The organism is Iodobacter sp., from assembly GCF_025352645.1.
Lineage (GTDB): Bacteria > Pseudomonadota > Gammaproteobacteria > Burkholderiales > Chitinibacteraceae > Iodobacter.
The window spans coordinates 1-23622 of the sequence record NZ_JANXSO010000170.1; the positions used below are offsets into that span (position 1 = coordinate 1).

Genomic DNA, 23622 nt, shown 5'->3' on the forward strand with positions numbered 1-23622 from the left:
GCTATTTGGCGGAAATGCAGTACCGATTTAATAGGCGTTTTGATTTATGCGCCCTTATTCCCCGCATGCTGCATGCCTTACTCATTGCTAAGCCTTGCCCGCGAGGGCGATTAACTGAGCAAGAGACATAATCAGGAAAACCTATTTAAAGGCTATGATGGCTGCTTTATGCTTTACGATAACAGCAGCAAGAAAATGCTGAGTGAATATAATCCAAATAATCGTTGCTCACAACGCATTCCCGTGAATTCGACCTTTAAACTTCCCTTGGCTCTGATGGCTTTCGATGCAGGGCTTATTAATAAAGACACGGTATTTAAATGGAATGGTCAACGCTATGATCTTCCTGATTGGAATCAGGATCAAACCCCAGCTAGCTGGGAAAAGTATTCGGCGGTCTGGGTATCGCAGCAAATCACACCACAGCTTGGTATAAGTAAAATAAAACAATATCTAGCTGATTTTAATTATGGAAATCAAGATTTTTCAGGTGATCCAGGCAAAAATAATGGCTTAAGTAATGCATGGTTGAGTAGTAGTTTAAAAGTATCCGCAAAAGAGCAACTGGCTTTATTGCAGCAGTTTACAAATGGCACATTACCACTTAGCCAGCAAGCCATGGCTGAAACCAAGAAAATCATTTATATGGGAAAATTAAACCATGGGGCAGATCTTTACGGAAAAACCGGAAGTGGTTGGAAAAATAGAAGTGATAAAGGGGAAAATAGCAAAAAAATGCGTGATGGCTGGTATATTGGCTTGGTTGAAAATGCGGGTAAACAATATATTTTTGTAAGCAATATTACGGATGAAAATATTCCAAGTGCAGATGATAAGAAAATGGGTGGCCCTATTGCAAAAAAAATCTCACTTAAATTGTTGAATAGTTATTTTTCCTCTTAAAGACCGCGCGGCATAAATATCGAAGGGGCACCGCCTAAATCGGCAGCCTCTTTGCTCCCTTTGGTGTTTCGTAGGCAGCTTGGCAGGTATTGACGGTGCTGTCATATAGCTTGCAGCGCTATGCAGCTCATCTGAGTAAGTTTACAAAGACAGCTTCGTAATAAAGTCTGGCTTTATATCGCTTGAATTTGCCCTTATCATCCCAATCTATTGTAGAAATACCCCTTATTATTTATCATCCCCTGCCTAATATATGACTTTTCTTCATCGCCTATTTAGCAAGACCACTGGAATATCTGCCATGCCCGCTACCGATCTACTGCTTGCCGCGCTTGCTAATGAAATTGATCCAAATACAGGGCGCGATTATGTTTCGGCCAAATGTATCAAGAATTTAAAGTCTGAGCAGGGGGCGGTTAGCCTTGATATTGAGCTGGGCTATCCAGCGGCTAGCCAATTAGCGGCCATTAAAAGCCAAGTGGAGCAGGCTTTATTGGCGGTGGATGGGGTGAAATCGGCTCAAGCTTCTGTATCTAGCCATATTGTGGCCCATGCTGCACAGCGTGGTTTGCCATTGCAAAAAGGCATCAAAAATATTATTGCGGTGGCCAGTGGTAAGGGCGGCGTAGGTAAATCAACCACGGCGGTTAATTTAGCCTTAGCGCTGGCGGCAGAAGGCGCGAGTGTGGGGCTATTAGATGCAGATATCTACGGCCCATCGCAGCCAACCATGATGGGGGTTGCCGATCAAAAGCCTGAAGCCGTAGAAAATAAATACATTCTACCGATTGAAAATCACGGCATTAAAACGATGTCGATTGGATTTTTAATTGATACCGAGCAGCCTATGGTGTGGCGTGGCCCAATGGTTACTCAAGCTTTAACCCAGCTTTTGAATGAAACTATGTGGGGCGAGCTCGATTACTTGGTGATTGATTTGCCGCCTGGTACCGGTGATATTCAGCTGACTTTAAGTCAGAAAGTACCCGTAACTGGCGCGGTGATTGTCACCACACCACAAGATATTGCCCTGCTGGATGCACGCAAGGGCATTAAGATGTTTGAGAAAGTAGGCGTGCCGATTTTAGGCTTAGTTGAAAACATGAGCATGCATATTTGCAGCCAGTGTGGCCATGCCGAGCCTATTTTTGGTGAAGGAGGTGGGGCAAAAATGGGTGCTGATTATGGTATTGAATTGCTAGGCCAATTGCCGCTAGATTTGTCGATACGCCTCAATGCCGATGCCGGTAAGCCATCGGTGGTGGCGGATCCAAATGGCAAAATTGCTGAGCTATATAAATCCATTGCACGCAAAGTAGCGGTAAAAATTGCCGCTAAATCACAAGACTTCTCCAGTAAATTTCCAAAGATTGTGATTCAGAAAAATACTTGATTATTAATCAGATATAAAAAAACCCGACACATACGATGTCGGGTTTTTTTATGGACAGAATATCAAACATTAACCAGCGCGTGATTTGCTGGCGGATGTGGTTTCAATCCATTTACGTACGCGTTGTGCATCGCCAATACGGGTGTATTTGCCATTTGAATCGAGTAAAACAATCACAACAGGTGTGCCATTAATGGTGGCCTGCATCACTAAGCAACGGCCGGCCTCATTAATAAAACCGGTTTTGGAAACACCAATAGTCCAGTCTTCTGCTTTAACTAGTGGATTGGTATTGTGGAATGCCAAGTTTCTGCCGGTTTGGTTAGAAACAAAGCTGTATTCACTACTGGTGGTGAAGTCATGAATTTCTGGATAGCGGTGTGCAGCTTTTACCATCAAAGCTAGTTCACGCGGAGTAGAAACATTATTGGGCGTTAAGCCGGTTGAATCATAAAAACGGCTGGTGCGCATTCCCAGTGATTGAGCTTTTTCATTCATTTTACGAATAAAAGTAGCTTGGCCCGCAGGGAAAGTGCGCGCTAAAGCGGCGGCAGCGCGATTTTCAGAAGCCATTAGTGCTAAAAGCAGCAACTCACCACGGGTAAGGGTAGTGCCTACCGTTAAACGCGAGCTGGTGTTTTTTAGTGTATCAATATCGGCTTGGCTTATGGTTAGCAATTCATTTAATGGCAATTGTGCATCAAGCGTAACCATTGCTGTCATGAGTTTGGTAATCGATGCGATGGGTGTAACCGCATCGGCATTTTTCTCAAACATAATCTCGCCACTTTGCTCATTGAGCACCAACACGCCCGTGGATTGCACACCAGGGTTATCTAGAGTGGTTGACATGGCTAATGCGCGTGAAATGGTGACATCTTTACGCGCGTTAGCAATCGCACGATTGGTAATCTGTTTGTTACTTGATTTAGTCGCCGTTTTTGTTGTTTTTAATGTTTTGGTTGCTTTGGCGGACTTATTCTTCGCTGAAGCTTTGGCTTTAGCACTATGGCTTGAGGTTTTAGAGATCGACGATTTTGTGGCCGATTTATGGCCAGTATTTGCCGCCGCAGTGGCCGGTACGACCAGGCCTAGCGCTGCAACTAGTGTGCAGCATGAGAAAATGCGGTACAGCATGAGATAGAGGCTCCAAGGGCTAGGGACGGCAAAAATATGACGCTGCCATCCTTCATAATTGTGGTTTTATTTTACGCAATGAATTTAAAAATGTCATGTTAAATCAAATAGTACGGTAGGATTTGATAGAAATCGGATTAGAGTATTTTTTCGTGATTTTGTTTTTTTGCAGCAAGTTTGTTGTTGCGGTGCAGCAATAACTTGCTAGAATGGTGTTCCTTTCGAGTTGCTTTCGGAGAAAACCGATGTTTAATAACAAATCGATGGATGAAATTTTCAAGCAGCTTACTGAGACCAACCAGAAACTGTTGCAAAGCTGGGTAAATCTGGCTCAACCTGGCGAACCTGTCGCCGAGCTAGCTCCAATGCATCAGATGATGTCTGGATTGACGCAAAGCAATCCCTTTTTAGCGCAGCATGGCGATTTTTATAAGCAACAACTTGATTTATGGTTAGGCTTAATTGGTGCTAAAGAAAAAGCGCCAGTTGTTGTTCCCGAAAAAGGCGATCGCCGCTTTAATGCGCCAGAGTGGGAACAGCCGCTATTTGATTACATTAAGCAAAACTACTTGGTAACCTCTCGTTGGTTATTGCAATTGGTAGATCAAGCAAACACCGATGATGCCGCGCGCGAGAAAATGAGTTTCTTTACTCGCCAATATGTCGATGCCATGAGCCCGGCAAACTTTGCTTTTACCAATCCAGAAGTCATGAAACTGGCTTTAGAAAGTAAAGGCGAAAGTCTGCAGGAAGGCATGAAAAAGTTAATGGAGGATATGCAGAAAGGCACTATCACCATGACTGACGAATCTCAATTTGAGGTCGGCAAAAATCTAGGCATCAGCCCAGGACAAGTCGTTTTTGAAAACGAGCTGTTCCAATTACTGCAATACACCCCTGCTACTCCTCAAGTTTATTCCCGCCCCTTATTGATTGTTCCGCCTTGCGTAAACAAGTTCTACATCATGGATTTACAGCCTGATAACTCCTTAGTGGCCTACGCCGTTAGCCAAGGGTTTAAAACCTTTCTGGTTTCCTGGAAATCAGTGACGCCAGAGATGGGGCACTTAGAGTGGGATGATTACGTTGAAAATGGCGTGATTAGCGCTTGTGATGTGGTGCGTAAGATTGGCAAAGCAGAAAAAATAAATGTGCTGTCTTTCTGCATTGGCGGTGAATTAGTTTCTACCGCTATGCCGGTGATGCAAGCGCGTGGTTTGGATTGGATTGAATCTGTCACGCTGATGACGGTGATGATTGATCACACTGAGCCTGGCGATATCAAGCACTTTATTGATTGGAATCTGATTAAAAAGCGCGAAGCCTTGTTAAGCGAAGGTGGTGTGATTGGCGGTAAAGAGCTATCTCGTACTTTTTCAGCATTACGTTCTAATGATTTAATTTGGAACTACGTGGTTAATAATTATCTGAAGGGTAAAACGCCAGCACCGTTTGATTTACTCTATTGGAATAATGATTCGGCTAATTTGGCCTTGCCGATGCACACTTTTTTCCTACGCAATATGTATTTGGAAAACAATCTCACTAAGCCTAATTCATTTAGTCTTTGTGGTGTGCCTATTGATTTAACTACCATTACTGCACCAACGTATATTTTTGCTGCTCGTGAAGATCATATTGTGCCTTGGCAATCCGCCTATTTAAGCACCCGTATTTTTAAAGGCCCATTACGCTATGTACTTGGGGCTTCCGGCCATATCGCAGGCGCGATTAATCCGGTAAAAGCCAATAAGCGTAATTACTGGGTGAATGAAGATTTATCGGGTGATTCGGAAACTTGGCTTAATGGGGCAGAATCTCGCCCAGGCAGCTGGTGGCAGGATTGGAGCCAATGGCTGATTCCTTTATCGGGGGAGCAAGTTGCAGCATCTAAAACGCACGGCAATGCGGCATTCAAACCGATTGAACCAGCACCTGGTCGCTATGTAAAAGAGCGTTTGGCTTAAGGCATTTTAGATTCATCATTTAGCAAGAATTGTTAGATATCTTGTTTTTTTTAAAAGCTTTAATTTGTATGTTGATCGGCATCTTGCCACTGACAGGCTTAAATACCTTGTTTAGCGATCGCTATTAAGGTGTTTAAGCCGACTCTTGATACAGCCTATTTAAGGGAAATACCGCATGACTGAGATCGTGATTGTTGCTGCTGGCCGCACTGCTTTAGGCAATTTTGGTGGTGGCCTAGCTAAAGTGCCGGCTGCAGAGTTAGGTGCGACCGTAATTCGTGGTTTGCTTGCAAAAACCTGCATTGCAGCAGATCAAATCAGTGAAGTCATTTTAGGCAATGTTCTGACTGCTGGCCTTGGTCAAAATCCCGCTCGCCAAGCACTACGCCGCGCTGGCCTGCCAGATTCAATTCCTGCATTAACGATTAATCAAGTGTGTGGCTCTGGGCTTAAAGCGGTTGCGCTAGGTATGCAGGCCATTTTATCTGGTGAAAGCGAAATTGTTATTGCAGGTGGTCAAGAAAATATGTCGGCATCGCCCCATATTTTACCAGGTAGCCGTGATGGTTTTCGCATGGGCAATGCCACGCTAATCGACACTATGGTGTATGACGGTTTAACCGATGCGTACAACAACTACCATATGGGCGTTACGGCAGAAAACATCGCTAAAAAATACGGTATTACGCGTGAAGAGCAAGACGCCTTAGCACTGTCTTCGCAAATGAAAGCCGCTGCAGCACAAGAGTCTGGCCGCTTTGCGGAAGAAATTTTCCCTGTGCTGATTCCACAAAAGAAAGGCGATCCTATCGTGTTTGATAAAGATGAATTTATCAAACCAGCCACCACCGCTGAATCTTTAGCCAAACTGCGCGCAGCCTTTGATAAAGAAGGCACGGTAACCGCAGGTAATGCATCTGGCATTAACGATGGTGCTGCTGCGGTAATGTTGATGAGTGCTGCTAAGGCCAAACAGCTAGGCCTTACACCACTGGCAACCATTCGTGCTGCCGCTTCTGCTGGTGTAGACCCAACGATTATGGGCATGGGCCCAGTGCCAGCTACTCAGCGTGTATTAGCGCGTTTGGGCTGGAATATTGAAGATTTAGATTTAATTGAAGCCAATGAAGCTTTTGCCGCGCAGGCTTTAGGCGTAGCGCGTGAATTAAAGTGGGATGCCAATAAAGTAAACGTAAATGGTGGTGCAATTGCTTTAGGCCACCCAATTGGTGCCTCAGGCTGCCGTATTTTGGTAACGCTATTGCATGAAATGCAACGCCGTGATGCTAAAAAAGGCCTAGCTACACTATGTATTGGTGGCGGCATGGGCGTGGCTTTAGCCGTAGAGCGTTAATGCTTAGCAATTAAATGTCTAATCAAAGCCCTCACATTGAGGGCTTTTTTTTTCCGAATGTTTTTATAAGTTCCATAGGGGCAATCCACAGGGCGCTGTATATTGTATAAGCGTTTAGTATTAAGCATGTTTAATTTATTCTGATTTGCAAAGTTGGGCCGTATTTTGTCTATAAATAAGCAGATGATGGCAAGGGCTAATACCTTGGTTCTGTTTGTTTTTAAAGGAAAAAATCATGACCGGTGTTAAATTAGAGTCTAGCTTAGATTTTCCTAATCCAGATCACTGGGAAGTGGCCGCAATTGCCTTGGCTTTGCAAGAAGGCTTTGATTGGCACTATCGCTTATTTAGAGAATCAAGCCGCAAGGCTAGAACTCATTTCAAAGATGGCGATTTTCATGCACAGCGTGCAGAAGTGCGTGATCGAATCGCTTTTTATGATTTACGGGTGATTGAAACCGCAGAGCGGCTTAAACTAGATTTTAATGCGGATAGCTTGCCAGACGCTATTTGGTCGAAAGTTAAGCTTTATTTTATTGGCTTATTGATCAATCATCAGCAGCCAGAGCTGGCAGAAACTTTTTTTAATTCTGTATGCTGCCGTATTTTGCATCGCACCTATTTTCATAATGATTTTATTTTTTATCGCCCTGCAGTCTCTACTGAATATATAGAATCAGAGCCACCTATTTATCGCAGTTATTATCCAATCCAAACTGGCTTGAATGCAACCCTAGCCAAAATGTTTACGGATTTTAACTTAGAATTACCTTTTGCTGATTTAGCTAGAGATGTGCATCGCTTGCTCTTTGCTCTGCATAAATTTTTAGGCCGTTGGCCAGAGTTTGCTTTAAATACCCAAATCCAAGTGTTAGCTTCGCCATTTTACCGCAATAAAGCGGTTTATATTATTGGCAAAGCGATTCATGAAGATTTAGAAATTCCTTTTGCTTTACCGCTTTGCCGCGATGCAGAAGGGCAATTATTTTTAGATGCTGCTTTATTTGAGCCTTGGCAAATCAGCCATTTGTTTTCCTTATCCCGAGCTTATTTCTTAGTGGATATGGAAGTGCCATCGGCCTATGTGCGCTATTTACAAAAGCTGATGCCAGATAAATCACGAGCCGAGCTTTACACCATGCTGGGCTTAGGTAAACAGGGTAAAACCATGTTTTACCGTGAGTTATTTCATCATCTACGTCATTCCACCGATTCATTTGTATTTGCACCAGGCACCAAAGGGATGGTGATGATTGTATTTACCCTGCCATCGTTTCCTTTTGTCTTTAAAATTATTAAAGACATTATTGCCCCGCCTAAAGAAGTGGATCGTAGCATTGTGAAGGCTAAATATTTATTAGTAAAACAGCATGATCGGGTTGGGCGGATGGCCGATTCGCTAGAGTTCTCTGATGTGGCTTTGCCTAGAGAGCGCTTTAATGAAGATTTATTAGTAGAAATTAGAAAACTGGCTCCGTCTATTTTAGAGGAAACCGATGATAAAGTGATTTTGCGGCATTTATATATTGAAAGACGCATGATTCCATTGAATATCTTTATCGAAAAGCGCCGTGATGATGAAATCAATGCGGTGATTGAAGATTATGGTAATGCCCTGCGTGAATTAGCAATTGCCAATATTTTTCCTGGCGATATGTTATTTAAAAACTTTGGGGTGACCAGAGAGGGCCGGGTAGTATTTTATGATTATGATGAAATTGAATATATGACCGATTGCGATTTCCGCCGTATTCCCCCGCCGCCGGCTCCAGAATTTGAAATGAGCAGCGACACTTGGTTTAGCGGTAATCCTAATGAAGTGTATCCCGAAGAATTTGGCACGTTTCTATTGGGGAGGGATGATGTTAAAAAAGCGTTTATGAAGCATCATGCAGATTTACTTACCGTGGGCTTTTGGAAGAATGCAAAAGAGCGTATTAAGCAGGGTTTTATTGAAGATTTTTTTCCTTACCCACAGGAAGAGCGCTTTACTAAGCGTTTCCCAAATAAATCATAAATGCATGCTAATCATGAAATACACCCAAACAATATGGTTTGGGTGTATTTTGTGGCGTGAAAATAAAATCAGATAATCTCTTTATTTCACCTCAAGTAATTCAACATCAAACACCAGAGGGGCATTTGGGGGAATAACGTCGCCAGCACCGCGTGCGCCATAAGCCAGATCTGCAGGAATAATGAGCGTGCGTTTGCCGCCAATTTTCATCCCTGCCACACCCGCATCCCAGCCCTTAATGACGCGTTTTGCACCCAGTGGAAAGCTAAAAGGGCTTTTGCCCACCGAGCTATCAAACAGGGTGCCGTGCTGTTTTTCGGCCTTAGCGTCAAAAAGCCAGCCACTGTAATGCACTGTAACTGTGCTCCCTGTAACAGCTTCTTTGCCACTTCCTACTTTTACATCGATCTGCTCTAGTTTACTTGGGGCCGTAGTAAGCGCAGCTGGGGTGGCCGCATGGGCGATGCCATTCAGGCTAGCAAGGCCTAGGGCAATACAGAATAAGCGAGATTTCATTTATAAAGCTTCCTAAGTTTACTGTGCGTAAACTATAACACGTCCATAAATAACTTTAGTGTAAGTAAATTGGGTTTTGTGGCGTGACTAAGGCGCATAGTGCGTAGGCATCAACGGGCGTGTATGAAAATGCTTTTTAATAAGGGTACTTCGCTTAAATATATTTAATATCGTGTGGTAATTAAGTTGTTAGTTAATTTTTAAATGGTTTTATTCAGCCGCTTGATTAAAGGGGGCCTCGAAAAACCTATATTTCTAAATAAGATAAGGCGCGTATTAAAAAAATAGACGCTGCATATGCTTGATATGTAAGGAGATTTTTTTAATGCGCAACGCTGTATTATGAGATCAGATGGGTTTTTTGAGGTTCCCTAAATAAACAGCTAAATTTTTCATGCTCATCCTTTTAATGGGGATTTCTCGTCGTAAAGCTGCGTTGAAAATTTATAAAAGTTTATTAAGTAAGAAGCTATATTAGCGAAGTAAATGATAAACTTATATTCTTATGCGCAGCTTCTTTTATTGGTGTATTTATGCAAGTAAAATCAAGTCGTTGGTGGAGGAAAAAAATTGGGCTTAGCCTACGCGTTGGCCGTATTGGAAGCTGGCCGCTTGCAAAGAAATTATTACTACTGAATGTATTAGGCATTGCAAGCACTTTACTCGTCTGCTTAGCACTTTTTTCCGCATCCTATAGCTATATTGCAACTCAGCGTTTAAAAAGCGAAGCCTTAGCCAATGCTCATATTCTGGCTAATAATGTTGCACCCATGCTGGTTTTCAACGATCAAAAAGCGGCAAAAACCTTGGTGCATTCCTTTACTGACATGCCAGATTTACGCTATTTAAGTATTGTAAATACCAAAAATAAAACCTTTGCAGAGTGGGGTGTACTTGCAGCTGATAGCCCGCCGCCATTACTGATTAAACTGCTGCCACATTCAGCCGCTGAAATGACTTATGACCATATTGTTGTGCTTACGCCAGTTGCACTGGATGGAGAGCCTTTAGGCGAGATTAAATTACAAATTGGCTTTGATGCTATTTATACAGAAACGCTGCAGTTTTTCTTATTTGGGCTAGTCCTGATTGCAATTGCGATTGTGATTGCTTCCATTATTTTAAACCGTTTGCAAGTAAAAGCCTTGGCTCCTATTTTTGAGTTATCTGCTATTGCAGAAAAAGTGGCTTCAGAGCGTAATTATAGTTTGCGTGCTCAGCCAAGGGGACGGGATGAGCTTGGGCGTTTGTCTTATCACTTCAATCAAATGTTGGCCAAAATTGAGGCATGGGAAACGGATATTCGTGCAGAGCTGGATCAAAGTAAAGAATCGGCCCGCTGCCTAGATCTTTTAGCTAACTATGATAATTTAACTAAGTTACCTAATCGTCATTATTTTAATCAGGCCTTGGCAAAAATGGTGGAGCAATCATTAGTGACTGAGCAGTTTTCAGCACTGATGTTTATTGACTTAGATAATTTTAAATATGTTAACGATCAATATGGGCATGAAGCAGGTGATGCAGTACTGATTATTATTGCCCAGCGCTTAAATGTTTTATTACGCAGCACTGATATGCCTTGCCGTTTGGGAGGTGATGAATTTGCTGTTATTTTGCCTCATATTGCAAATATAGAAGCTGTAAGCCATTTGGCCGATCGATTAGTGGCGGCTGTTAATCAAGATATTATTATTCACGGGAATATTATGCCTGTGGGTGCAAGTATTGGTATTGCCTGCTGCCCATTACATGCTCGTGATGAAAAAATGCTCTTGCATTATGCTGATTTAGCGATGTATCAGGCAAAAAAAATGGGTAAAAATATGTCTTTCGTTTATTCTGAATAAATATGAAAAACTTATTTATTCTATTTTTAGCATTTTATGTTAATCATGCTTTAGCCGATGGCGATCCTAGTCTGGAAGATCTATTGGATACGGGCTTGTTAAACCCATCTAGGAATGTAGATGCATCGACTGCTTCTAAGTTTTCGCAAAGAATTCAGAATGCGCCTTCTGCAGTGCGTGTTTTAAGCCACGATGATATTGCAGAATATGGCTATCGCACGCTAGGCGAGATATTACGCAGTTTGCCTGGCCTTGATACCAGTTATGATTATGTAAATACTTTTTTAGGGGCAAGAGGGGTTGCTATTCCTGGTGATTATAATACCCGCGTGCTAATTTTAATTGATGGTATTCGCTTAAATAACAATGTATTTGATAGTGCTTTGGTGGGTAATGAATTTCCATTAGACGTTGATTTAATTGATAGGGTTGAATACGCAGCAGGGCCGGGATCGGCCATCTATGGCAATAACGCTTTTTTTGGGGTGGTGAATATTTTAACCCGTGGGGCTTCAAGCCTACGCGGTGCCGAGGCATCGCTTGAATATGGCAGCTTTAATACACATAAATTACGTGCCAGTGTGGCAAAAAGATTAGATAACGGTGCTGAATATTTATTATCAGCCAGCCAGTTTTATCGTGGAGGACCATCGACTACTGCCTATATGGATTATTCTGTTGTTGCACCTGATTTTAAAGGCAGTGCGGCAATAGATTATGAAATAAATAATAATATATTTGCTAAATTTTCTATAGGTGGATTGCAATTAACAGGCGTATTTAGTAATAGAGAGAAAGGTAATCCAGTATTAATGAATTTTACCAATGATCAGCTATTAATTATGAATGGTAAATCAGTTGCAAGTAGCCAGCATGCATTTGTTGGGATGAGTTATGAGTTTAGTTTGTTTAATGATTGGAATTTTCAAACGCGTTTAAACTATCACGAAGAAGAGTATCAGGGCAGTAATCCATTTTACTTTGATCCAACGTCCATGTTTATTGCCAAGGAAGATGCAATAGGGCGCTGGTGGGATGGTGAGTTTCAGGTCGTTAATAATCGGCTGGAAGGGCATAAAATATTATTGGGGGCTGAAGGGCGTTTAAATGTAGAGCAATCGTGGCGTAGCTATATTGAAGGCTGGGATAGTCAAGTTAATCGTCAGCAATCTAGTCAACGTTTTGCGGCATTTACGCAGGATGAAATCTCGATTAATGATCAGCTTACTTTTATTGCAGGGGCTAGATTAGACCATACTGAATTTGGAAGTAATATTAATCCACGATTAGGACTAATTTGGAATCCACAGGATAAAACAAATTTTAAATTATTGTATGGATCTGCTTTTCGTAATCCTAATTTTTTTGAACAGACACAGAATGAAGCTAATTTTTTTCATGTAGCCAATGCAGAGAAAATAAACACTATAGAGTTGGCAGCTGAGTATTATTTTTCGCCGAGCACTAAGTTTAATAGCTCTCTCTACCATTATAGGATGAGTGATTTAATTGGGCAGGCTAACTATGAGACAGGTCTTGTTTACCTTAATTTGGAAGAAATAAAAAGCATAGGCTGGGAGACAGAGCTGGAGCAGCGTTTTAAAAATGGCCTTCAAGCAAAATTAGCTTATTCATTACAAAGAACCACGATTGCTGGCCATGAGGTGTTTAACTCTCCTCGGCATATGCTTAATTTTAAATTCTCTGTGCCTTTATTTGATTCGCATTGGAAGCTAGCAAGTGAGTTGCGCTATCTAAGCGGCCGAGAAATATTTTTTGGCCATTTAGATCCGCAATGGCTGGGTGATATGAGCCTAAATGGTGAGCTTAATAAAAATTTTTCTATTTCTTTAACTGCACATAATATTGGCGATGTTTCTTATAGAGAAGCAACGCGCATTGCAAATTATGATTCATTTTCAGCTAAACAAGATGGTCGTGATATTCGGCTTAAGCTCAATGTGAGGTATTGATCATGAGCCGCTTATTTTTATTATTCTTGTTTATTTCTGCAAATGCTTGGGCGGTTGTAGATGAGTTTGAGTTGAAAGCTACCTTTATTTTTAGGTTTGCTCAATATACGAGCTGGCCCCCGCCACCTAATAAAGAAACATTGCTATGTGTATTAGGGCAGAAAGAAATTTTTGATGAATTAGAAAAATTTAAAGATAGAAAAATAAATGGTAACTCTATACGTGTGATTAAATTGCCATCTATTAAAACTGCGACAGATTGCAATGTGGTTTTTATTGGGGCACGGGAAAATTTTAATAGTATTATGCCTATGTTAAGGCCTTTGCCTATTTTGGTGATTGGCGATAGTGCCGATGCTTTTGAAGAAAAAGCGGTGATTGTTTTGGTTACCGAGCCCAATCGTATCAGCTTTAAAATAAACCGCACCCAAGCTAATAATGTTGGCTTGGTGATGAGTGCACAATTACTTAAATTGGCAAAAGAGGTAAGGTGAGTGCGGATGGTTTTTTATTCACGGCAAACAAGACAATTTGCGTACTATTAAGCAATTCTATTCATTTAATAACTGCCGTGATGCTGCAAGGTCAAAAAAGGCGCAGTCCACGAAATACACAAAAAACACCAGTAGACCCTAATGCCGTTCACTTAAATATTTTGCTTAAGTTTCCCCTTTGTAAAGAGGGAAGCAAAACCAACACCTTAAGTGAACGGCATTACCAGTAGACCCCGTATTAAACGCCAAGCTAAATTTTCTTGAATTTTCAGCGGGCTAAAAAAGCGTCATATACTCGTGTTTTTGTCGGGGATTCAGTAGCGTAGCTGGATTCCCGCCTGCGCGGGAATGACGCTGGTCGTGCAGAGTAAAGCCAATCCTATCAACTTAAGAGCACTGTTGATCGTTAAACCTTAAGCGATCAACTTAGATCTCTCTATTACAAGCGTTGAAACAGCGTAGGGCGGGAGAAACCCGCGTTTTTTAGTATCGCTCGCGGGTTTCACCCACCCTACGAATGGCATATTGCTTAAGTTGATAGGATTGAGCGTAAAGCCACTAATCAGGTAATCAAGGATGGGCAAGATATATTGCCTTGGCCCAGTCTAGATTATTTCAGGTTTCACTGGCACAGGCATATTGCTTATCCAGCTTGCTTAAGCCCAATCCCGTAGATTTATGAATTTTTAATTGCACGGGGATGCGCTCTTTTAATGCCTCAACATGGCTGATGATGCCTATCATTTTGCCGCTGGCATTAAGCTGGTCGAGGGCATCTAGTGCAATTTCTAGCGTTTCGCCATCCAGTGTACCAAAGCCTTCGTCTAAAAATAGCGAATCAATCGAGGTTTTATGGCTGACCAAGTCTGATAGCGCTAACGCCAGCGCTAGGCTAACTAAAAAGCTTTCTCCACCGGAGAGGGTTCTGGTGTCTCGCGCCACATCACCCTGCCAAGTATCGATAATCCCCAGCTCCAGCTCGCCGCTGCTTTTACGTATCAGCTGGTAGCGGCCATGCAGGCGCTCTAGCTGACGATTCGCCAGTTGGATTAAATGCTCTAGCGTTAAGCCCTGTGCAAATTTGCGATATTTGGCCCCATCTGCCGAGCCGATTAGGCTGTTTAGATGCTGCCAAAGATCGTAATCCAGTGTCTTGCTATTGATTTGATCTAATAAGGCCACTTGGCCCATTTTTCTGGCCTCATCACTGCTGAGTGCGCCGCGAATCTCGCCCTGCTGCTGATTGCTTTGGCTGATGGCGGCAGCAAGCTGGCCTAGCTCTTGTTCTAGCTCGGCTAAGCTTTGGGTGGTTTTTGGCGCTGCTTGTAATAGCTGCTCGGCTTGCTGGGCTTGAGCGAGCAGGGCATCGGCCTGAATCTTTGCGGTATCCAGCCGCTGCTTTAGCGCTATGAATGCCGATCGTTGCGCCTCGCTTAGCCTTGCCGCCATAAAGGCGGCATCGTTGGCAAATGGGCTGGCGGCCAGCGCGCTAGTCCACCGATCGGCGGCGATGTTCAGCACCGTAGCATGATCTGCCGCGCGTTTTTGTAGGGCTTGCGCGGTGCCTGCCTGCTGGTTTTGCTGATCTTGCAGCTGGCTGATTTGTTGGCTACAGGCGGCCAGATCGCTCTCTGGCTGGCTTGAATGCAGTGGCTCCCCAATTGTGCCTGCGGCTTGCTGTTGCCAGTGTGCTGCTTGCTCGATTGCCGCGCGGTTTTCTTCACCTTGGATATAAATAGTTTGGGTTAGCTCTTGTAAGGTTTGCTGCGATGCTTGCCAACTATGCCACTCGGCCTCGCGCTCGGCTAACCACATGCTGCTGTTGGCAGGAAGGATTTGCTCAGGTAAAGACAGGCGCAGCGCCTCGGCTTGGGTGAGGTGCTGCTCGCTAAGTTTACTGAGCCTTGTTTCTAAATCTTGGCGCTGTTGTAGGGCACTGCTTAGTTTTTGCTCGGCAAGCGTCAGTGCTTGTGCGCATTCTGCCCAAGCTTTTTCTGCGGCGTGGCTAGCGGTTTTGGCGGCATCTAAGGCGGTTTTGCTGCTGCTAAGCTGGTCTAGAGTGGCTTGCGTGGCAAGAATCGCTGCATCGTGCTGTTGCCTGAGCTGGGCTAAATCGCCTTGCTGGGCCAGCGTTTGCCAAGCTTGTTCCTGATTTGCCATCTGGGTTTGCAATAATTGCAGCTGCGTTTGCTGGCCCTTAATCACGTTATCTAAGTGATCATGCTCTTTTCTAAGTGCATTGCCCTGCTCGGTAAGGCTTTCTAGCTCGAGTAGCTTATTGGCCAGCTCTGCCTCGGTGGCGGAAACATTTAGCGCTTGGTAGGCCGCAATCGCTGGGTGCTCAAGCGATCCGCAGAGCGGGCAGGCGGTGTCGGGCTGTAATTGCTGACGATGCGCTTCTAGATCAGTAATCCGCCGCTCTTGCTCTAGCAGCTTTTGCTTGTCATTGACCTGCTGCTTGCAACTTGAAAACTGAACTCTAAGCGCGGCTAAGTCCTGATCTTTACTGGCAAATGCTTGCTGGGAGTCGTGCAGCTGCTGTTGCAAATCGCTCGCTTGAGCAGCACTTTGCTGACGCGTTTTACTCAGTTCTTCTAGTTTGTTTAACTCTACCCCGCGTGCTAACAGCGTTTGCCAATCGGCCCAAATATGGGCTTCGTCCTTACCTGCTAGTGTTTGTTGCAATGCATTGAGCTGTGTTTGTTCCGTGGCCTTGGTGCTTTGGTAATGGGTGTGGCTGCTGCTCACTTGCACCTGCTGCTGTTTTACCGCTGCGGCGAGTTGGCAGTTGGCCAACTGGCCTAGTTCGGCTTGCAAGCCTTGAATATCGCTATTCAAGCTGGCTAAGCTGCTGAACGCCATGCGCCAGCCGCTGAGCTTTTCACCCAGCTTGGCAAAAGCTGGCTGCTGGGCTTGCAGCAGGGCGTTTTGGGCCGCTTGGGATGTATGCAGTTGTTGTTGCTTTGTGCTCGCTATTTGGCTGGCGATTTGATGCGCTTGCCAGCGTTTTTTGCTATGTAGCTGCTGGGTTTCATTTTGCTGCTGCGCCAATGCGCCCAGCTCTGCTTGGATTTCTTTGTTGGCAAGTTGGGCATTTTCAAGGGCCGACCAAGGTGCTTGTAGCTTTTCAGCGGGCTCGCTGCTGGCCAGTTGCACTAGCTCGGCCTGCTTACTTTTTAGCTCTGTTTCAGCCTGCTGCTGCTGATTTTGCGCATCCTGCAGCTGGCGTTTGGCAAGGCTTAGCGCCTCACACCATTGCTTATTATTTTGGCTATTGAGCTGCTGTGCTTTAAGCGTGGCCTCGTGGCCTGCCAGCTCGCTGAGCTGAGTTTGCAAGCTGCTTTTTTGCTCCTCGCTCATCAGCTCTACGCCAGAGGCTTTGGCTTTAAGTTGATCGAGTTCCTGCTTACTGTTTTTGCACTGCTCAAATACACTTTGTGAAATATGGCCGTAAATATCGGTGCCGGTTAGTTCTTCTAACAGCTCGGCGCGCTCATTGGCATCGGCATTTAAAAACGCAGCAAAGCCGCCCTGCGCCAGCAGCATAGATTTAGTAAAACGGCCAAAATCCAGCCCAGTCAGGGTTTCAGTCAGCCTGAGCTTTTCATTGATTTTATCGCTGAGGATTTGCCCTGTGGCATCTGCCAGCTCTACTTTTGGCGCTTGCAATGCACCACTTGGCAGATTGCGTGCGCGGCGCTGGCTCCAGAAGGCTCGGTAGCGTGCGCCTTTGACTTCAAACTCAACTTCGGCCAAGCAATCGGCGGTGTGGCGGGTCATCAGCTCATTACTGCTGGCCGAGATGCTGCTCATTCGTGGTGTTTGGTGATACAGCGCTAGGCAAATTGCATCCAGCAGCGTGGTTTTACCCGCGCCGGTGGGGCCGGTAATCGCAAATAGGCCGTTGTCTTTAAACGGCGCAGCAGTAAAGTCGATCTTCCACTCGCCCTTGAGTGAATTAATGTTTTTTAAGCGCAGCGTCAGTAGTTTCATGGCTTGGCTTCCTGTAAGCCAGAAACAATTTGTGTATATAGCCCTTCTAGCTGTTTTTGTAAGCTGGGCTCTAGCTCTTCGCTGGCGATGCGTTGGCTAAATACATCGGCGGGGCTGAGTTCTGCCAGTGTTTCTGTGTGGCCTGGCTGCCAGCTTGCCGCCGTATTACGCTCCTTACGGATACGCAGTACTTCGATGGCTTTATCGCCAATCATGGCTTGAATACGGCTGGGTAAATCGCTGAGGTAATCGTCTTGGCTAACGAGCACTTCCAGCCAGACCGTATGCTTGGCGGTGATTTCATTGATGGCCATTTCCAGCTCGGCAAGGTTACCGCGCAAGGTGGTCAGCTCCTGAAAGCGTGGCACCGGCAGCGGGGTGATCGTTTGCAGGCCTGTGTGGTTTAACGTGATGAGCAGCACTTCTTTAGTCTGCTTCGCCTCGTCAAAGCTGAGTGGAATCGGCGAGCCGCAATAGCGGATATGCTCAAAGCCACCCACTTTTTGTGGGCGATGAATATGCCCCAGAGCAATATAGTCAGCAGGCGGAAAGGCGCTGGTGGGGAATGCTTCCAGCGCGCCAACGTAAATCTCTCTAACCGATTCGCTGGCGCTGGCCCCTACGGTGGTGAGGTGGCCGGTGGCGATTATTGGTAAATGATCTTGCGCATATTCATCGCGTTTGGCTAAGGCCAGTTGATACAGGGTTTGGTAGTGCTTAAAGATGCCATCTTGCAATGAGAGTTGTTTTTCCTCAGCAGTTTGCCCTGCTAGGCTTTGCTGCACATCTCTTGGCCGGATAAACGGAATCGCACAAATAATCGCCCCTGGCGTGCCATCTTTTTGTTCCAGCACTAGCACTTGCTCAGCTAACTCATCGCTTACTCCGGCAATCACCGTGGTATTTAGCTGGGCCAGCAGCGATTTACTTTCACTTAAAGTAGCAACTGAGTCATGATTGCCGCCCAGTAAAATAAGCTTTGTGCCGGTTTTTTGGAGGGCAACAATAAAATGGTTGTAAAGCTCCCGTGCGTAACTGGGGGGCGAGCCTGTATCAAAAATATCCCCTGCCACCAGAATAGCGTCAGCATTGTGTTCAACTACCGTGGCAACCAACCAGCTTAAAAAAGCCTGATGCTCCGCCTGGCGAGTCTTGCCCATAAAATGCTGGCCTAAGTGCCAGTCTGAGGTGTGGATGATTTTCATGATGATTTTCAGGGAGAGTGGTACAGGTGGAAGCGCTTGCGAATGGTAGCGGGTTTTTGCTGCACTGACTAAGAAAGGCGCAGAAATCACTAATCACCTTAAATGATCAGTGCTTCCGCTATTTTCTCCATCCCATGCGCCACCCTCGCCTTATTACACTGCTCATCGCCTGCCACTACTTCGCGGCAGGTGCTTGAACGGTTGGTGTAAATGCTGCAGCTGACGCTTTCACCGACTTGTCCGCCAAGGGCGATACAGCGGCAAGGTTTGCTGGTGCTGCCGCGCATGGCAACATAGTGGGGGCTGATGGGGATGGTCAGGGTGGTGGGGACACTACCCTGCGGGGCGGCATCGGTTTCGCCCCAGTAGAAAGACACTCGAAAGTTAGCGCAGCAAGCGCCGCAGGTTTGGCAGTGCATCGTAGTGGCGAAGGCTCGCGTAAGAGGTACTGTGTGTTAAATCAAATGTAGGGGCACGGCATGCCGCGCATATTATTATAATTTAACATTATGTCAGATAAATGTCAGTATTTGGATGGGGTGTATAAGCATGGCGCATGTTTTAAGGAAGGATGATTTGGCCGCACAGCCGTGGAAAAACGGCGCAGGGCAGACTTATCAGATTGCGGTGTCACCCGCTGGGGCTGGGCTTGCCGATTTTGACTGGCGGATCAGCATGGCCAAGGTGGGGCAGAGCGGGGGCTTTTCTGATTTTAGTGGGGTAGATAGGAGCTTGGCGATTTTGGCCGGTACTGGCATTGCTGTAGAGATTAATGGTGCTGCTGCTTTTAGTCTTACAACACAGGATGAGGCGCTGTGCTTTGCTGGGGAAGAGAAGATTTTTGCTAGCCTGTTGCAAGGAGAAGTGCTGGATTTTAATGTGATGACACGGCGTGATTGCTATACACAGCAGCTAAGCCAGCAGCTATTTAGCCAGCCTGAAACCCTAGTGCTTAATGGTGAAGGGCGGCTATTATTTTTGGCTGCGGGCGAATCTTTATTGTGCCAGCAGGGCGAGCTGCAATTTGTACTTGGGCCGTTTGATAGTCTGTATCTGGATGAGGACGATAGTGGGCAATGGCTGCTGGTGCCTTATGGTGAAGTGCGTTTATTTGGGGTGCAGCTAAATAAAGCCTGAGGGATTTTGACTCAATAAAATTGGTAAGGCAGGGCAATATTATTTCTTTATTTGTTTGTTTTTTGTAAGTTATTTAATGTATATTGATGTACTTTTATGACGCTATTTGAATATTTTTGTAACATATAAATACATTAGTATGTTCTAATTTAGTGAAAATACTTAATTGGAATAGACTGATGCACTTAAAATGGTTAAGAAATAAACGATCTAAACAAGCTATTTTGCTTGCAATGGCTTTCGCCACTGTCTTAGTGGCTTGCGTTACGAGCGAAGGTGAACAGAGCAGTGGGGCGACCAGCCCATCACCTGCTGGGCGGCAGCAGGAGCAGTCAGAACATGCGCCGGTGCTGCTTGATCCGCCTCAGCACCCTTATGGCTTACCACCGCGTCAGGAGAAAGAAACTGCGTCACCTGTGGGGGCTCCAGGCCGAGCAGCAGGGGTATCCGCACTGCCCGTGCCCGTGTATGCCGAGTGTGATCAGAAGCGCTTATTTACTTTATCGGGCGCAGCCCTTGCTCAGTATGTAGCCACCTTGGAAGGTAGCTGCATGAATAGCCTGTTTGAAGCCAATGCATCAAACTATGCTTTGCTGTCAGCAAGCAATATGCAGGCGGTGGCGCAGGAGGCGCGTTTGCGTGCCCAGCGCTGGCAGCCAGGTAAGGCAGATGGCCTGTGGCCGCTGGCAACTTTTCTGAAGGCGGGCTATTACACGCAGTTTAGCCATGCACAGGAAGTAGGCGCTTATGGCCGAGCAGTGGATCAGCCGGTAATGCAGGTCGTTAGCGCGCTGGCAGATAATCCCGCGCTGTGGCTGAATCAAACAGAAGATGCTTCACAATCTGGCGAAGCTTGGAAGCGTCAGAATGATGCAAGGCTGAGCATTAGCGAAACCATGATTCTGGCCGATTCTGTGCGTAGTTCAGAATTTTCCCTACCTTTGCTAACAAGCTTTTTTGCGCATTATCAGCGTCAATTTAAGCAAAGCTATGCTCGCTATGCCCTGCATCCTATGCAAACCACCTTGTTTAATCTGCATGGGCAGAGTGGATTTGCTGATCAAGTTGCGGCAGGCCAGCTCGATGGCCTAGTCAGCAGCCTTGCTGCTTTATTACGCCAAGGCCGTGGGGCGTTTGAAGACGAGCAGATGTTTTTAAATACAGTGCGTGAAACTGGGCGTTTTATGCTTTACCCCAAAACCACGCCGCTGGCCGAGCCTGCCGTTGCCTTACATCTAAATGCGGAACGATTCTCGGCGGTGTGGGCTGAGGCGGTATACGCGCTTAAGACCATCGCCAAGGTGCCTTGCGATCGCTACAACCTTTGTAATGCCGAAGCCGAGCTAAAAACCAAGCTGTTTCCGAATCGCTGGCAGTTTGATAATGGCAATTTGGTGTTTGAAACACCGCTGAGCCGTGATGAGGTTGAGCCGCTTTACTACGCCATGAAGCAGGTCGAGGCGCAGTTAAAACGCGTAAGCGGAGTAAGCGAGCCGGTTAAAAATGATCCGAACCCACGTTTACGTATGGTGGTGTATGGCACTAAGGCTGATTACGGCAGCTTCCAAGGCTTGCTCAATGGTTTGTCTACGGATAACGGCGGCATTTATATTGAAAACGGTGCCACCTTTTACACCTACCAGCGCACCAGCGAAGAAAGCTCGCTGTCTTTAGAAGAGCTGGTTCGCCACGAATACGTGCATTATTTATCTGGGCGTTTTATTCAGCCTGGTATGTGGGGCACGGGCGAGTTTTCCCGTGATAGCCGCCGTTTGCCTTGGTATGACGAAGGCTTTGCCGAATTTATGGCGTGGAGCACCTCGCGTGAGGGTATTAAAGTACGTGGGCATGTGGTAGAGGTTGTGGCTAGCAACTGGCCAGCCAGTTATCAAACGCCAGCGCAAATTATGCGTTCTAGCTATAGCGATGGTTGGGATTTTTATAGCCATTCGGCACTGTGGTTCTACTTTTTACATCGCAATGAGCCAGGTATTTTGGCCGAGGTGTTACAGCAATTACGTAATGATGATGTTAAAGGCTTTGATGCACTGGTGAAGCGCCTTAGCGCAGATACAGCTTTAAGTACCCGCTTTAAAGCCTTTGTAGATCAGCAGGTTACATTACAGCGTGCTGGGCAATTGGGTGATACTTCAACATTAAAAGGGAAAGACTGGCTGCCTCAATCTGAATGGCAGCTTGCAGACCCAGCGCTTATTCAGAACTATATAGCCAGAGAGCTGCCACTAAGCTGCCGTAACTGGGCAAGCGGTACAGATAGTGAACTGCACCGTTTTGAATGCACAGGCTCGACGGCCATTCGTGCCACCACCTTGACTGCGGCTCATCAAGAAAGCGATGCCTTGCTGAATAAAGCACTCATTAATTTGCAAGGTAAAGCCAATAACTTTATTGCGGTGAATTGCTTTGCCAGCGATTATCAGCTGGATATGCATCGTGCGGCATTGCGTTGTGAAGGCCCGCTGGCAGCAGATAACGCCGTAACACCACATCCAACCGGCATCCCTGTCACGCCGCCGCCAGTCAAGCCAACGGTTGTGCCAACACCGCAGCCCACGGCTCGTCCAACTGCCGTGCCAACATCGACCCCTAACCCAACCGTGCCTCCAACTACGGTGCCGACTGCACGGCCAAGCCCTTTACCTACTCAGCCACCATCAACACTGGCCTTATTAAAAACCCGCTACAGCAGTACGGGCCGCTGCTTGCGCGTCACGCTGGGGGCGAATCAGCCGGTTGATCGTTTTGTGTTGGTCAACCCAGCTAAGCTGGGGCGGATTAATTTCTCTGAATACGGCAGCTTCACTTACCGCCGTGATCAAGATCAGCCAGGGCTGGCAGACAGCATTATCGTTCGCTTGTATCGTGGCCAACAGTATCAAGATATCCGTGTGGTACTGGATGCCAAACCCGTAGATCAAAGCGAAGAAGCCTGCTGGGCTGCTGCTTAAACCGGTAGTTAGATCAGTGCAGCAGGGTTGTTTTCCTGCTGCATAGCCCTACTCATACTGGGTTTTATTACCATAAATAGCCGGTGTTGGCCGCTCAGCTAAGCGCAAAATAGCAAGGCTTTTAATGGGGTATTTAAGATATAAGTGATTGTAAGTATTCGCTTTATTGCCTTGTTTAAGTCTTGGCGGCAAGCTGCTTAATAGCCGCAGCCAAGCGTGGCCGGCATGTTTTTAACTCTAGAGGCCCGCTTGACAGCAGCGCGCTATAAAGCTGACTATGCGCCCACTATGATGAATATGACCCGCGTTTATTCTTATTATTATCTGGCTTGCCCACAGGCAGCCCGATGGGTCGCGTTCATCTGAAACACACAGATAGAAGCATCCAAGGCCGCCAAATTAGGCGGCCTTGTTGCATTCTGGCCTGCCTAATTTGTTGGTTCTTGAGCTCTACGAAAAAAGGACCATATCATGACTACTCGCTCTAATTGGGGCTCTAAGCTGGGATTTGTGCTGGCTGCGGCAGGCTCTGCCATTGGCCTTGGGGCCATTTGGAAATTCCCTTACGTGACCGCCATGAATGGCGGTGGCGTATTTTTACTGCTGTTTTTATTTTTTAGCTTCACCCTGGGCCTTGCCCAAATGGTGGTGGAATTTACCCTGGGCCGCAGTGCGCAAACTGGGCCGGTGGGGATGTTCCGCAAGCTGGCCGGT

General features: G+C 45.8%; 16 protein-coding genes and 2 pseudogenes. 13 read left to right on the forward strand and 5 right to left on the reverse strand.

Annotation, left to right across the window (positions count from 1 at the left end):
* The 3 genes and pseudogenes from Q0R17_RS18620 to apbC all read left to right on the forward strand — a co-directional run.
* Positions 1–131, forward strand: a pseudogene (locus Q0R17_RS18620) (IS1595 family transposase); the annotation flags it as partial.
* 37 nt (positions 132–168) lie between these two features.
* On the forward strand, positions 169–903 hold the full coding sequence (locus Q0R17_RS18625; protein ID WP_293937814.1) for a penicillin-binding transpeptidase domain-containing protein: 735 nt from the start codon (positions 169–171) through the stop codon (positions 901–903).
* A gap of 301 nt (positions 904–1204) precedes the next feature.
* A complete protein-coding gene (apbC, locus tag Q0R17_RS18630; protein ID WP_293937838.1) occupies positions 1205–2296 on the forward strand; it encodes an iron-sulfur cluster carrier protein ApbC in 1092 nt (363 codons plus the stop codon).
* Between the two features lie 69 nt (positions 2297–2365).
* On the opposite strand, the gene pbpG is transcribed toward apbC, so the two are convergent.
* Entirely contained in the window at positions 2366–3148 is a 783-nt protein-coding gene (pbpG, locus tag Q0R17_RS18635) for a D-alanyl-D-alanine endopeptidase (protein WP_293937816.1), read from the reverse strand.
* Here pbpG and Q0R17_RS18640 point away from each other — a divergent pair.
* The 4 genes from Q0R17_RS18640 (at position 3147) to aceK (ending at position 8771) form a co-directional block, all read left to right on the forward strand.
* Complete coding sequence (locus Q0R17_RS18640) at positions 3147–3440, forward strand: hypothetical protein (protein WP_293937817.1); 294 nt, start codon at positions 3147–3149, stop codon at positions 3438–3440. The two genes, pbpG and Q0R17_RS18640, sit on opposite strands and share 2 nt — an antisense overlap.
* A gap of 238 nt (positions 3441–3678) precedes the next feature.
* Complete coding sequence (locus Q0R17_RS18645; protein WP_293937819.1) at positions 3679–5400, forward strand: alpha/beta hydrolase; 1722 nt, start codon at positions 3679–3681, stop codon at positions 5398–5400.
* A gap of 175 nt (positions 5401–5575) precedes the next feature.
* Positions 5576–6754 (forward strand): acetyl-CoA C-acetyltransferase, encoded by a 1179-nt coding sequence (locus Q0R17_RS18650; protein WP_293937821.1) that lies wholly within the window; start codon positions 5576–5578, stop codon positions 6752–6754.
* A 235-nt stretch (positions 6755–6989) separates the two neighbouring features.
* Positions 6990–8771 (forward strand): bifunctional isocitrate dehydrogenase kinase/phosphatase, encoded by a 1782-nt coding sequence (gene aceK / locus Q0R17_RS18655; RefSeq protein WP_293937823.1) that lies wholly within the window; start codon positions 6990–6992, stop codon positions 8769–8771.
* An 81-nt stretch (positions 8772–8852) separates the two neighbouring features.
* Here aceK and Q0R17_RS18660 read toward each other — a convergent pair whose 3' ends face one another.
* Complete coding sequence (locus Q0R17_RS18660) at positions 8853–9179, reverse strand: FKBP-type peptidyl-prolyl cis-trans isomerase (RefSeq protein ID WP_374759885.1); 327 nt, start codon at positions 9177–9179, stop codon at positions 8853–8855.
* Positions 9180–9820: 641 nt separating this feature from the next.
* Here Q0R17_RS18660 and Q0R17_RS18665 point away from each other — a divergent pair.
* Genes Q0R17_RS18665 through Q0R17_RS18675 form a run of 3 tightly spaced genes read left to right on the forward strand, consistent with a single transcriptional unit; the run spans position 9821 to position 13604 of the window.
* On the forward strand, positions 9821–11137 hold the full coding sequence (locus tag Q0R17_RS18665) for a diguanylate cyclase domain-containing protein (RefSeq protein WP_293937825.1): 1317 nt from the start codon (positions 9821–9823) through the stop codon (positions 11135–11137).
* Positions 11138–11139: 2 nt separating this feature from the next.
* A complete protein-coding gene (locus Q0R17_RS18670) occupies positions 11140–13110 on the forward strand; it encodes a TonB-dependent siderophore receptor (RefSeq protein WP_293937827.1) in 1971 nt (656 codons plus the stop codon).
* Positions 13111–13112: 2 nt separating this feature from the next.
* On the forward strand, positions 13113–13604 hold the full coding sequence (locus tag Q0R17_RS18675; protein WP_293937829.1) for a YfiR family protein: 492 nt from the start codon (positions 13113–13115) through the stop codon (positions 13602–13604).
* Positions 13605–14219: 615 nt separating this feature from the next.
* Here Q0R17_RS18675 and sbcC read toward each other — a convergent pair.
* From sbcC to Q0R17_RS18690, 3 genes are read right to left on the reverse strand one after another with little or no spacing between them, the layout of a single operon-like run.
* Positions 14220–17597 carry an exonuclease subunit SbcC gene (sbcC, locus tag Q0R17_RS18680; RefSeq protein WP_293937831.1) on the reverse strand — a complete coding sequence of 1126 codons (3378 nt, stop codon included), beginning with the start codon at positions 17595–17597 and terminating at the stop codon, positions 14220–14222.
* On the reverse strand, positions 17594–18892 hold the full coding sequence (sbcD, locus tag Q0R17_RS18685) for an exonuclease subunit SbcD (protein ID WP_293937833.1): 1299 nt from the start codon (positions 18890–18892) through the stop codon (positions 17594–17596). The genes sbcC and sbcD overlap by 4 nt, the downstream gene beginning before the upstream one ends.
* Before the next feature lie 8 nt (positions 18893–18900).
* Positions 18901–19221: a YkgJ family cysteine cluster protein gene (locus Q0R17_RS18690; protein WP_293937834.1), complete on the reverse strand. Its 321-nt coding sequence runs from the start codon at positions 19219–19221 to the stop codon at positions 18901–18903.
* 130 nt (positions 19222–19351) lie between these two features.
* Between Q0R17_RS18690 and Q0R17_RS18695 the strand changes: the two genes are divergently transcribed.
* The 3 genes and pseudogenes from Q0R17_RS18695 to Q0R17_RS18705 all read left to right on the forward strand — a co-directional run.
* Positions 19352–19939, forward strand: a complete 588-nt coding sequence (locus Q0R17_RS18695; protein WP_293937835.1) for a HutD family protein — start codon at positions 19352–19354, stop codon at positions 19937–19939.
* 179 nt (positions 19940–20118) lie between these two features.
* Positions 20119–22908, forward strand: a complete 2790-nt coding sequence (locus Q0R17_RS18700; protein ID WP_293937836.1) for a collagenase — start codon at positions 20119–20121, stop codon at positions 22906–22908.
* 471 nt (positions 22909–23379) lie between these two features.
* Positions 23380–23622, forward strand: a pseudogene (locus tag Q0R17_RS18705) (sodium-dependent transporter); the annotation flags it as partial.